Annotated in this window: 12 protein-coding genes; 2 read left to right on the forward strand and 10 right to left on the reverse strand. The window is 36.7% G+C overall.

Annotated features, from left to right (window positions below; translation table 11 throughout):
• From ACTIEI_RS00570 to ACTIEI_RS00595, 6 genes are all read right to left on the reverse strand, one after another.
• Complete coding sequence (locus tag ACTIEI_RS00570) at positions 1-2,481, reverse strand: bifunctional UDP-N-acetylmuramoyl-tripeptide:D-alanyl-D-alanine ligase/alanine racemase (RefSeq protein WP_439504327.1); 2,481 nt, start codon at positions 2,479-2,481, stop codon at positions 1-3.
• Positions 2,465-3,472, reverse strand: coding sequence for a TerC/Alx family metal homeostasis membrane protein (locus ACTIEI_RS00575; protein ID WP_439504328.1), 1,008 nt, complete (start codon positions 3,470-3,472; stop codon positions 2,465-2,467). The genes ACTIEI_RS00570 and ACTIEI_RS00575 overlap by 17 nt, the downstream gene beginning before the upstream one ends.
• A gap of 15 nt (positions 3,473-3,487) precedes the next feature.
• Complete coding sequence (gene gldG / locus ACTIEI_RS00580) at positions 3,488-5,947, reverse strand: gliding motility-associated ABC transporter substrate-binding protein GldG (protein ID WP_439504329.1); 2,460 nt, start codon at positions 5,945-5,947, stop codon at positions 3,488-3,490.
• A 100-nt stretch (positions 5,948-6,047) separates the two neighbouring features.
• Positions 6,048-6,404: a HesB/IscA family protein gene (locus tag ACTIEI_RS00585; protein WP_439504330.1), complete on the reverse strand. Its 357-nt coding sequence runs from the start codon at positions 6,402-6,404 to the stop codon at positions 6,048-6,050.
• A gap of 17 nt (positions 6,405-6,421) precedes the next feature.
• Entirely contained in the window at positions 6,422-6,838 is a 417-nt protein-coding gene (gene iscU / locus ACTIEI_RS00590) for a Fe-S cluster assembly scaffold IscU (protein ID WP_324482575.1), read from the reverse strand.
• Positions 6,839-6,899: 61 nt separating this feature from the next.
• Positions 6,900-8,117 (reverse strand): IscS subfamily cysteine desulfurase, encoded by a 1,218-nt coding sequence (locus ACTIEI_RS00595; RefSeq protein ID WP_439504331.1) that lies wholly within the window; start codon positions 8,115-8,117, stop codon positions 6,900-6,902.
• A 122-nt stretch (positions 8,118-8,239) separates the two neighbouring features.
• On the opposite strand from ACTIEI_RS00595, the gene mce reads away from it, so the two are divergent.
• Positions 8,240-8,641, forward strand: coding sequence for a methylmalonyl-CoA epimerase (mce, locus tag ACTIEI_RS00600; protein WP_439504332.1), 402 nt, complete (start codon positions 8,240-8,242; stop codon positions 8,639-8,641).
• Here the strand turns inward: mce and rnc are convergent.
• From rnc to ACTIEI_RS00615, 3 genes are all read right to left on the reverse strand, one after another.
• The gene (gene rnc / locus ACTIEI_RS00605) at positions 8,638-9,345 is read right to left on the reverse strand and encodes a ribonuclease III (protein WP_439504333.1); all 708 of its coding nucleotides are present in this window, start codon (positions 9,343-9,345) and stop codon (positions 8,638-8,640) included. The two genes, mce and rnc, sit on opposite strands and share 4 nt — an antisense overlap.
• Before the next feature lie 3 nt (positions 9,346-9,348).
• Positions 9,349-10,602: a beta-ketoacyl-ACP synthase II gene (gene fabF, locus ACTIEI_RS00610; RefSeq protein ID WP_439504334.1), complete on the reverse strand. Its 1,254-nt coding sequence runs from the start codon at positions 10,600-10,602 to the stop codon at positions 9,349-9,351.
• An 87-nt stretch (positions 10,603-10,689) separates the two neighbouring features.
• On the reverse strand, positions 10,690-10,926 hold the full coding sequence (locus ACTIEI_RS00615; protein WP_026751146.1) for an acyl carrier protein: 237 nt from the start codon (positions 10,924-10,926) through the stop codon (positions 10,690-10,692).
• Positions 10,927-10,983: 57 nt separating this feature from the next.
• On the opposite strand from ACTIEI_RS00615, the gene ACTIEI_RS00620 reads away from it, so the two are divergent.
• Complete coding sequence (locus ACTIEI_RS00620) at positions 10,984-11,412, forward strand: GNAT family N-acetyltransferase (protein WP_439504335.1); 429 nt, start codon at positions 10,984-10,986, stop codon at positions 11,410-11,412.
• A 55-nt stretch (positions 11,413-11,467) separates the two neighbouring features.
• Here the strand turns inward: ACTIEI_RS00620 and ACTIEI_RS00625 are convergent, their stop codons facing one another.
• Positions 11,468-11,947, reverse strand: coding sequence for a YcxB family protein (locus tag ACTIEI_RS00625; protein ID WP_439504336.1), 480 nt, complete (start codon positions 11,945-11,947; stop codon positions 11,468-11,470).
• Positions 11,948-11,966 lie beyond the last annotated feature (19 nt).

An 11,966-nucleotide genomic window follows, 5' to 3' on the forward strand; every position in this document is an offset into this window, starting at 1 on the left:
TTATTCTTCAATGTAAACTCTTTTCACGCGCAAACTGATTCCTGTCATTATCTCATAGGATATGGTTTCAGCTGCTTTTGCTACTTCTTGAATAGAAATATTTTTCCCGAAAATTTCTACCGTATCTCCTGGTTTTACATCAGGTATATGGGTAATATCTATCATACACATATCCATACAAATTTTCCCAACTGTAGGAGCTAGCGCACCTTTAATAAACATTTTTCCAACGCCATTCCCCATTCGTCTTGAATAGCCGTCGGCATAGCCAATTCTTACAGTAGCAATAATACTATCTCTTGTGATTATTCCTGAACGATTATAACTGACTGTATCTCCTTTTTTTAAGTGTCGAATTTGCGCAATAGTTGTTTTAAGTGTTGCCACTGTTTGCAAAGGCAAATTGGCTTGATGTACATTATCTGCCCCATACAATCCAATACCCAATCTGACCATATCAAATTGCCATGTAGGATTTCTTCTGATTGCTGCGGTATTGGCAATATGTTTTATAAATTCATATCCCAATGCAGTTTCAATTTGTTTGCAAGCATTGCAAAATTGATCCACTTGCATTTGTGTAAATGAATCTTCATTTGGGTCTTCACTGGCTGCTAAATGACTCAATACCGACTTTACTCTTAGTAAACTTTGTTTAGAGAGCCAATTGCATAATGCTGTTATTTCATGTATATCAAATCCTAACCGATTCATTCCAGTATTTAGCTTAATATGAATGGGGTATTGCTGTATACCTTGTTTGGAAATGTATTGATGAAAAGCCTTTAATATTTCAAAAGAAAATAATTCGGGCTCTAATGAATAATTTACCATTGCATCAAAAGAATATTCATCAGCACTCATCACCATGATAGGTAAATGAATTCCTGACTTTCTTAGCGTAACGCCTTCATCGGCATAAGCAACCGTTAAATAATCCACTTGTTGTTGCTGTAATCTTCTGGCCACTTCTCCTGCTCCACTTCCATATCCAAAAGCTTTAACCATTGCCATCATTTTGGTACTAGGCAATAAGAGGGATTGATATGCTTTTAAATTATGCACCATGGCTGTTAAATTAATTTCCATGATGGTTTGGTGTACTTGTTGCTCTAACCAATGTGCAATTTGCTCAAATGCATATTTTCTGGCCCCTTTTAATAAAATATAACTTTGCTGAAACATGGTTTCATGCAAATGATGCAATAGGTCTTCAGTACTTGCATATACTTGTACACTAAAAGGAAATTTTTCTACATGATGCTTGGAAAAATAGTTGCTTATTTGAGGACCTACAGCATGTAATGTTTTTACCCCACTAATTGCCAACATATTGGCTACATCTTGATATAAGTGTTCACCATCTTCTCCTGATTCAATGATATCTGAAATAATAGCAATAATGGGTTGTTGATTAGCCTGCTCTTTTAAAAACTGTAAAGCTAAAGAAAGTGAGATTTTATCGTTGCTATAGCTATCGTTCAAAAGATAGCTTTGATTGATTGCTTTCCGTAGTTGCATTCGCATTTCAACTGCAGTAAGCTGCATCACCCTTTCTTGTATAACCGAAATACGATAATTCATTTGCAGCAATACCAAAACACAAGTCAATACATTTTGGATAGATACTTCGTCGGTAAATGGAACTTGCAACTGAAATCGTTGTTGCTGATAACGCAATACCAGCTTAGTTTCCGTTGACGATTTTTGCTGTTCTATTAACTGCAATTCAGGTAGTTGATTATTTGTACCAGGCAGCGGATTTGATCCCCACCGAACAATTGTTGCATTGGTTCTGAATGAAGTTGGAATATAATCACTTGCAGTGATAACTGTTTTTGCGTAAGAAAAGAGTTGAACTTTTTCATCCATCTTTTCTATCACATTACTGAACCCTTCATTATGCGCATCCCCAATATTAGTAAGCACGCCCATGGTTGGTTGCACTAATTGAGACAAAGCATGCATTTCTCCTTTTGCCGAAATACCGACTTCAAATATTCCTAACTCATGTTGTGCATTGATTTGCCAAATACTTAATGGAACGCCTATTTGAGAATTATAACTCCTAGGACTTCTTACAATATTATAATCTGGTCGCAATAATTGATACAACCATTCTTTTACTATCGTTTTCCCATTACTACCAGTTATACCGATGATTGGTATATTGAATTTTTTCCGATGGTATGCGGCAATTTTCTGTAAGGCTTGAACACTATTGGCTACTATAAAAAAAACGGCGTCTGGATATTTGCTTGTATCCACTTTTTCATCTACCACAAATACCCTAACCCCTTGTTGATATACTTCTGAAATAAATGATGATCCTGATCTTCTTGGCCCCTTAATAGCAAAGAAAATACTTTGCGCAGGCACTACAATATTTCGGCTATCAATGATTAAATATTGAATAACACGGTCTGCATGCCCCTGTAAGGGTTGAGCCAAAATACTAGCTATCTCATTTAACTGAATCATCTACTATATCTTTTGGCGTGCCTTTTTTATCTAATACAATCGAATACAAAATAGAACCTGAAATACAAAGCACAATAACCCCTAAAGATAATGCCACCTGACTTGTTTTACTCATCCACATACTTAAGTAATGCTCTCCTAACATTTTAACTCCAATAAATACAAGCACTATGGCAATACCTTGCTGTAAATAATCAAATTTAGTAACAGCACCCCTCAATAAAAAGAATAAAGAACGTAAGCCCAAGACAGCAAAAATATTTGAAGTATAAATAATCAAAGGATCCTTTGAAATGCCCATTACTGCTGGTATAGAATCTAATGCAAATACTAAATCAATGGCTGCTAATAAAATAACTACTACAAATAATGTTGTGTATGCTGGTTTTCCGTTTTCTCTAATCCTGTACTTTCCGCCACCATCGTGATTCACTAATGGCAAGAAGGATTTTAAAAATTTATAAATCTTAGACTTATGGGGATCAAACTGTTCTTCTTCGTTTGCTTTAAACATATGATAGCCTGTGTAAATTAAAAAGGCGCCAAAAAAGTATAACAACCATGCAAACTTAGCAACCAATGCTACTCCCAATGTTATAAATATAACCCTAAAAATAATGGCCATTAAAATACCTAAAAGCAATACTCTTGAATAATATGCTTCCTTCACTCCAAATGAATTAAAGATTAAAATGAATACAAAAATATTGTCAATACTTAAGCTCCACTCCATCAAATAAGCACTCAAAAACTCGAATGGCAATTGATGTCTGCTGATATCTGCTCCACCGCTATCTGCTGCTAATGCAGGGCCTTCTATCCAGAGAAATACAAAAAATGCTATCGCTAATCCTACCCAAAACATAGTTTGGTTAAGTGCCTGTCGAATAGTTATGCTTTTATTTTTTTTACTTAGCAGCCCTAGGTCAAATACCAGGGCAACAGATAAAACAATTCCAAATACTAAGTAAACAATTTGATGTGCGTTCATAATGATAAAAATATATTAAATACTGTAGCGCTTTTTACGCCACAATTGAAAAAAATACCCGGTTAACAATATTATTACTACTGGTAGAGATACATTCACGATCTGCCAAATCGCTTTTTGCTCACTCAATTTTTGCTTATTCAATAAACGTAAAACCACTGTTTTATTTCTACTCTCAAACAGCGCATTACTCGATGAAAGATAATCTATACTATTTAAAAAGAAAGCCCTATTTGCAAAGCGATAATTCTCCATTTGTATAAGCCCCATTGGTAATGGCCCAGTAGTATTGCTTACTTCATTAGTAACAATATCCCCGTCTGCTACCACTATTTGTTTTCCGGCTTTTACTGCTGAAGACAAATAAGGTTTTCCAGTGCTCTTTCGAACTGAATCAATAACCGACTTGGCTAAGCGATTGCTGAACAAGGAAGTGAATTTCCCTTCCAGCAAGACTGCAACAGGAACATAGCTTTTATTAAAACTGTATAAATCTTCTTGACTTCTAACGCTGTTTAAAGAGACCAAAGCGGGTGATGGCAGTATTCTACTATTAGTATCGGAAGCTAATAAAATAGTTTTTTGAATCCCTTTTGCCATTACTGTATCAATACTAGATGGGAAGATAGGCAATACTCGATCTAGGTTTTCTGAAATAGGATTGGGTGTTCTTGCAGATAATAGTGGATAATAGGGCCAAGGTATTCTTTGCATGCGAATACTCCCATCCGGATTTTTACCTACCACTAATGGAATCTTTGAACAATTAAGATCTTGTAATAAGTCACCATTGATTCTTACCCCATACTTAAATAATAATTCATCTAAACCTAATCCTCTATCAAATGCGGTATACTGCCCTTCTGTTCTTTTTAAGCTATCTAATTCCGCATGTAATTTATCGATGAACCAAATGATATTACCTCCGTTCATTACATACTGATCTATCTTCAATAAATCTTCTTCGGTAAAAGTATTCTTGGGTTTTACCATTACTAATGTTTTGATGACACTAGCATCTGGATAAGCTTGTTTTAAATCAAAGATTCCTAATCGGTAATCATTTCGTAAACTTTCACCTAAATCGTTTACGGTTAAATCGGTAGGTTGCCCATTACCAACTACATAGGCAATAGTAGGAACCTCCTTTCTAATGAGCTTATAAATAGCTGTTGCAAATTTATTTTCAAGCAAAGCTTCTGCTGCATTTCGAGTTGCTTCTACATCCTCTTGTGGCTCTTCAGATAAAACATTAAACTGCTTATATACCTTTCTACTACTTCTTAAATCTACCGCAATTGGCGGTTGATTTTTTTGATAATAAACCATTGCACTTGGTACAATTAGTTGATTCAATATAGCTTCACCCGATTCTTGCGCTGTATTGGATTGCTCAAACACCACTCCCATTTTTTGTAAACTATCATACAAAATGGCTTTGGCAGTATCACTTGATATTCCATCACCAGGATGCTTAAAGACAACTCTAATGTGATTATCGGCATAATTATTAAAGGAGGCCAAAACATCAGCAGTGGCCATACTCAATTTTTTATAATCTGCAGGCAAACTACCAGTTAAGAACACTTCAACGGTTATAGTAGAATCTATATTTGACAACAATTCAACAGTGGAATTACTAAGCGTGAATCGCTTATCTTCTGTTAGGTCTAATCGCTTACTGACTAAAGACCCTAGAAATGAAATGCAGATCAACAGAGCGATTGCCACCACCAACTTGGATGATTTTTTAGAAGTGGTCGTTAACTGTAATTGAGTAATGTATAAAAAGAATCCAATTACTGCAACAAAGTAGATAATATCAGCCGCTGCCAATACCCCTCTACTGATATTAGCCGAATGCATTTGAATACCCAGTAATTCAATATAATAATCTGCTCCCCCACTAAATAAAGGCAGTTTAGCTATTGCACTAAACCCAGCAAACAAAGCAAAAGAAACTAATGCGCCAATACCAAATGCCGCAATGGTGTTATTCGTTACACTACTTGCATAAATACCTATGGCAGCATATACCCCAGCTAATAAAAACAAGCTAATATAACTTCCAATGGTTGCACCCACATCTATGCCTCCGGTAATACTTAGTGCCTGCATAGAAAATGCATAAATTACTGTAGGACCCAACGCAATCAATACTACAAATAAAACACCCAAATATTTACCTACAATAATTTGCCTTACTGTTAGTGGGAGGGTTTGCAGTAATTCATAAGTACCTGTTCTAATTTCATCTGAAATACTGCGCATGGTAATTGCAGGAATGAGAAACAATAATAACCATGGCATTAATTGAAAAAAGGGTGCTAAACTAGCATAGCCAAAATTGAGTAGGCTGGTATCGGGAAATACAAAAAACAATAACCCCGTTACACCTAAAAAAATCCCCAGCACAAGGTATCCTGTTACCGAGGCAAAAAATTGTTGCCACTCTTTTTTACAAATCTTCCACATGGGTCAAAACTAAAGTTTTTATATGCAAAAACCCCGACGAATCGGGGTTTTACTATACAGATTTCAATTTTTAACACTGATTTTATTCAGTATGGGTATGCTATACTGCAAAGCTTTCTCCACATCCACAACTTCTGCTGGCATTGGGGTTGCTGAAATAAAAACCCTTCCCGTTTAATCCATCAGAAAAATCTAATTCGGTATTTACTAAGTATAAAAAGCTTTTAAGATCTGTGACTACCTTTACTCCATTGTCTTCAAAAACTTGGTCCATTGGTTTAATTTCATTGTCAAAGTCTAACTTATAACTTAAACCAGAACAACCACCTCCTACTACGCCTACTCTTAAAAAATAGCTTTCATCTCCAGCCACGCCTGCCTCTTCCATCAGCTGTTTCACTTTGGCTTTTGCTTTCTCACTTACGTAAATACTATTTTCAGTTGCTGTTTCGCTCATACAATTGTGTTATGGTATTAGTGAATTCTTTCTTCGAACACTAATTCTTCTAAGCCATTCTTTTTTCTGTAATCGTTGATAGCGCTTTTAATAGCGTCTTCTGCCAATACAGAGCAATGGATTTTTACAGGAGGAAGATTTAACTCTTCTACTAACTCCATGTTATCAATTGCTACTGCCTGATCTAAAGTTTTTCCTTTTAACCACTCTGTTGCCAAAGAAGAAGATGCAATAGCAGATCCACATCCAAATGTTTTGAATTTTGCATCCGTGATTACACCAGTTGCATCGTCAACTTCAATTTGTAAACGCATTACGTCTCCACACTCAGGTGCACCTACTAAACCTGTACCCACATTGGTTTTAGACTTGTCAAGCGTTCCTACATTCTTAGGATTACTGTAGTGATCAATTACTTTTTCTGAATATGCCATGGTATTTTTATTTATGTTTTATTAAAAATGGTTTGTTTTTGCTGAGGGATTTAAGCCACCATTAATGGTGTGCCCACTCAATTTTATCCATATCTACTCCTTCCTTAAACATTTCCCATAATGGGCTCATGTCTCTTAATTTCAATACAGTTTCACTAACCGATTTAATGGTATAATCAATTTGTTCTTCAGTTGTAAATCTACCCAATCCAAAGCGCAATGAACTATGTGCTAAATCATCCCCTAAACCTAAAGCTTTTAATACATAGCTAGGCTCTAATGAAGCAGAAGTACAAGCTGATCCAGAAGACAACGCAATATTCTTATTGAAGCCCATTAACAAGCCTTCACCCTCTACATATTTGAAAGAAATATTAGCAACATGTGGCAAACGGTGTTCTCTGTTTCCGTTTACATACGCTTCTTCTAATTGAACCAATGCAGACTCCAATTTATCACGCAATTTGCTTAAACGAGCTGCATCATCGGCCATTTCTAAGCGAGCTAATTCACAAGCTTTACCAAAGCCTACAATACCCGGAACGTTCAAGGTACCACTGCGCATGCCGCGCTCGTGTCCACCGCCATCCATCTGCGCGGTAACCTTAACCCTTGGGTTTTTGCGACGCACGTATAATGCTCCAATCCCTTTAGGACCATACATTTTATGTGCAGTGAATGCCATAATATCAATCCCATCTTTGTTTACATCTACAGGAATTTTACCTACAGCCTGTACGCCATCGGTGAAAAACAATACACCATGCTTCTTAGCAATCGCACTAATTTCTTTTACTGGTTGTATTACCCCAATTTCATTGTTAGCATACATTACCGCAATTAAAATAGTCGTTGGCTTAATAGCCGCTTCTAACTCTTTTAAGTCAATTAACCCATCAGGCTGAACTTCCAAATAAGTTACTTCAGCACCTGCACGCTCTAAATGCTTGCAAGTATCTAAAACTGCTTTATGTTCAGTTGTAACAGTGATAATATGGTTACCTTTTGTGGCATACATTTCGAACACCCCTTTAATAGCTAAGTTGTCTCCTTCTGTAGCTCCTGAAGTGAAAATAATTTCTTTAGGATCTGCACCAATTAATTTGGCAACTTGTTCACGAGCATAATCTACCGCTTCTTCCGCTTCCCATCCAAAAGGGTGGTTACGACTTGCCGCATTTCCAAAGTGCTCTGTAAAATAAGGTATCATGGCTTCCAATACCCTTGGATCCATTGGAGTGGTTGCGTTATTATCTAAATAAACTGGTAATTTCAACATATTGCTTGCTAGTTTTTTCTAATAACACAAAAGTATAACAATAGGTTCTATAATTTTGGGCTGTCCTGTTACACAATACTTGTTTTTCCTCAAATCGTAAGAACACATATAAAATATTTTAAATGAATAAGATTGAACATATTGGAATTGCAGTTAAAGATTTGGCTTCAAGCATACCTTTATTCGAAAAATTGTTGAATAGTACCTGTTATAAAACCGAAGAAGTAGCTTCGGAAAAAGTGATGACGGCTTTTTTTAAAAAAGGGGAATCAAAAATCGAACTGGTCGCATCTACCGATCCTGAAGGCGTAATTGCAAAATATATAGATAAAAAAGGGGAAGGCATGCATCATATTGCTTTTGATGTAACAGATATTCAGGCTGAAATGAAGCGCTTGGTAGCTGAAGGCTTTACCCTTTTAAATGAAGTGCCTAAAAAAGGGGCAGACAATAAATTGGTATGTTTTTTACATCCAAAGGGTACCAATGGGGTTTTGATTGAACTTTGCCAAGAGATCAATTAAAGCCCCAACTTTTCAATCGCGACTTGTGCGGCAATTTGACTGGCGTCTTTTTTATTCCCCCCTTTTCCTTGTGCAAACACTTCTCCATCTAGTACGGCATTCATAGTGAAAATCCTTCTATTTCCCTCTAGCTTTTCGTCTGCCATTTCAAATGTAATGGTCTTCCCATTTTTATTGGCCCAGCCAATTAATTTATTCTTGAGATTAATATCAATCAACTCTAAATCTTCCATAAACAAGTGAGGAATCACTATTTGTTTCAAGATCCAACTTTGAGTTTTACTGTAGCCCTTATCCAAATAAACCGCTCCTATCAAAGCTTCTAGCGTATTTCCAAAAATATGACTGGCTTTTAATGCATTATCAAACTTGTTATAAAAAGTGAGTTTTCTCAACCCCATTTTTAAAGCAATATCATTTAACTGTTGCCGATTTACCATTTTAGATCGCATTTCAGTTAAGAAACCTTCCCCTTTATATGGATATAATTTAAATAAATAATCGGCCACCACCGCACTCAATATAGCATCCCCTAAAAACTCTAGTCTTTCATTATTTTCATCAGGGGTTTCTTTAACAGATCGATGACTTAGTGCACTACGATAAAGTTGCGGATTGCCGGGTTGAATACCCAACATATCATGAATTTGCTGCTCAAAAGAGGTGGCAGCTTTTGGCTTAAATAACTTTATTAAAAATTGCACTTTTTATGCTACGTATTTTTTTACGATAACGCATGCGTTATGACCTCCAAAACCAAATGTATTGCTCAATGCAGCACGAACCGTTCTTTGTTGTGCTTTATTAAACGTAAAATTTAATTTTGGATCCAGTTCAGGATCGTCTGTAAAGTGATTGATAGTAGGGGGAACAATATCATAAATCACACTCTGGATACATGCTATGGCTTCTATTACACCCGCTGCACCTAAGCAATGGCCTGTCATAGATTTTGTTGCACTGATATTTAGATTATATGCATGGCTTCCAAAAACTTCAGTGATGGCTTTCGCTTCCGCGCCATCGCCTAATGGAGTTGAAGTTCCATGTGTGTTAATATAATCAATTTCATCAGGTTGCATGCCAGCATCTTTTAGGGCTGCTATCATTACATTTCTTGCGCCTAATCCATCAGGATGTGGTGCAGTCAAGTGATATGCATCGGCAGTTGCCCCGCCTCCAGCTATTTCACAGTAAATTTTAGCCCCTCTTTTAATTGCATGCTCATATTCTTCCAATACCAAACATCCTGCGGCTTCTCCCATTACAAATCCATCTCTGTCTTTGTCATAAGGACGACTTGCAGTTGCAGGGTCATCGTTTCTTTCGCTCATGGCTTTCATGGCATTGAAACCACCTACACCTGCTTCACTAATAACGGCTTCTGATCCACCACTAATAATGATATCTGCTTTACCCAGTCGAATGGTATCTACAGCAGCAATAATGCCGTTCGTACTAGATGCACAGGCACTTACCACTGCAAAATTTGGACCGCGGAATCCATGACGCATCGAAATTTGTCCGGCCGCAATATCCAAAATCATTTTAGGAATAAAGAAAGGATTGAATCTTGGTGTGCCGTCGCCGGTTGCAAAATTCTGTACTTCTTCTTGGAATGTTCTTAGTCCGCCAATTCCGCTTGCAAAAATGACACCCACTCTATCTGCATCAATATTTTCTTTATTGATTTGAGCGTCTTCTACAGCCATATCACTAGCATATAATGCTAGTTGTGCAAAGCGATCCAGCTTTCTTGCTTCTTTTTTCTCCATGAAACTGGTTGGATCAAAACCCTTTACCTCACAGGCAAAACGAGTCTTAAACTTACTTGCATCAAATAAAGTGATAGGAGCAGCACCGGGCACACCATTAATTAATCCTTGCCAATAATCATTGAGATTATTACCAATGGGAGTGATCGTACCTATGCCAGTAACAACTACGCGCTTTAATTGCATACAACAAACCAGTTTATGTTATAATCCGCCTTCTATGGTAAAACCTTAAAAGGCGGATTAAAATTATTCCTTACTAAATAGATATTCTTACTTAGCGTGCTCTTCTAAATAAGCAACAGCCTGACCTACAGTGGTGATGGTTTCAGCCTGCTCATCAGGAATAGAGATGTTGAATTCTTTCTCGAATTCCATAATTAATTCAACGGTATCCAAAGAATCAGCACCTAGATCATTGGTAAAAGAAGCTTCGTTGGTTACTTCTGCTTCGTCTACGCCCAATTTGTCTACGATGATTTTCTTTACTCTTGTTGCGATGTCTGACATTGTTAAAGTTTTTGTTTACTGCGGCAAAAATATACATTTTATGGTTATATTAGTATTATGGCATTAAAAATGATTCAACATGGGTCTAAAGAATACGAACAAATGGTAGCATTAAGGCACCAATTGTTACGCAAACCATTGGGGTTGCAGTTTACCCAAGAAGAATTAGCCAAGGAAAAAGATAATATCCTATTAGCCTACACCGACGATGACATTATGGAAGCTTGCTGTATGCTAGTAAAAGTATCCCCTAATACAGTGAGACTTAGGCAATTGGCCGTACTTTCTGGATTACAAGGAAAAGGAATTGGCAGAGCCATGGTGCAGTTTGCCGAAAATTTAGCTAGAGACAATCGGTACCATAAAATTATTATGCACGCCCGCAAAGACTCCATTCATTTTTTTGAGAAATTGGGTTATCAGGTAGAAAGTGAGCCTTTTATAGAATTAACCATCCCACACCAGGTCATGGGCAAAGAGCTATAAATTTTTTGGCGATGGGTTTGAGTAGATCATAGCCACGACTTATTGTGGTCTCTGCCTATTTTGCTGCGATCCCTTTCTTTAATGCAGCTCTTAACTCATGGCGAAATTCATCGCCCATTTCATCTTTAGGAACCATGAAAAAAGACTTGGAATTGAAATACAAATGAAAGAAATGAGGGCTTTCGAAATAATGGCTAAACTGGTTCCAATCCCAATGAATAAACCCTTTCTCATTTTCTAATGTAACGCCGTTTTGCTTAAAAGCAATGGTAAACTGGTCTTTAAAAGTATCAATTGCCTTTTTATAAATTGAATTAGGCAGAATGTACCAAAAACTCGCCATCATCATTACCCAAATAAATGACCCTAATAAAAAAGGTTCGGGTCTAATTTTTTTAGTATAAAATAAGATAGCTGCTACAATGGCAAATACATTGACCAGTACTACCAATACTTTTACTTCGGGTCTTTGCACAAAATGGTATCTTAACCCTTGGATTACTTTCTTTTTGTCGTAGCTAAAAGCGTGTTGCATGACACAAAATTAGCTATTT

Origin of the sequence: Sediminibacterium sp., from assembly GCF_051860225.1 — a bacterium.
Lineage (GTDB): Bacteria > Bacteroidota > Bacteroidia > Chitinophagales > Chitinophagaceae > Sediminibacterium.

Coding starts and splice junctions, on each gene's coding strand:
- ACTIEI_RS00570 (WP_439504327.1), bottom strand. CDS start 2,481: ATGATTCAGTTAAATGAGATAGCTAGTATTTTGGCTCAACCCTTACAG.
- ACTIEI_RS00575 (WP_439504328.1), bottom strand. CDS start 3,472: ATGAACGCACATCAAATTGTTTACTTAGTATTTGGAATTGTTTTATCT.
- gldG (WP_439504329.1), bottom strand. CDS start 5,947: ATGTGGAAGATTTGTAAAAAAGAGTGGCAACAATTTTTTGCCTCGGTA.
- ACTIEI_RS00585 (WP_439504330.1), bottom strand. CDS start 6,404: ATGAGCGAAACAGCAACTGAAAATAGTATTTACGTAAGTGAGAAAGCA.
- iscU (WP_324482575.1), bottom strand. CDS start 6,838: ATGGCATATTCAGAAAAAGTAATTGATCACTACAGTAATCCTAAGAAT.
- ACTIEI_RS00595 (WP_439504331.1), bottom strand. CDS start 8,117: ATGTTGAAATTACCAGTTTATTTAGATAATAACGCAACCACTCCAATG.
- mce (WP_439504332.1), top strand. CDS start 8,240: ATGAATAAGATTGAACATATTGGAATTGCAGTTAAAGATTTGGCTTCA.
- fabF (WP_439504334.1), bottom strand. CDS start 10,602: ATGCAATTAAAGCGCGTAGTTGTTACTGGCATAGGTACGATCACTCCC.
- ACTIEI_RS00615 (WP_026751146.1), bottom strand. CDS start 10,926: ATGTCAGACATCGCAACAAGAGTAAAGAAAATCATCGTAGACAAATTG.
- ACTIEI_RS00620 (WP_439504335.1), top strand. CDS start 10,984: ATGGCATTAAAAATGATTCAACATGGGTCTAAAGAATACGAACAAATG.
- ACTIEI_RS00625 (WP_439504336.1), bottom strand. CDS start 11,947: ATGCAACACGCTTTTAGCTACGACAAAAAGAAAGTAATCCAAGGGTTA.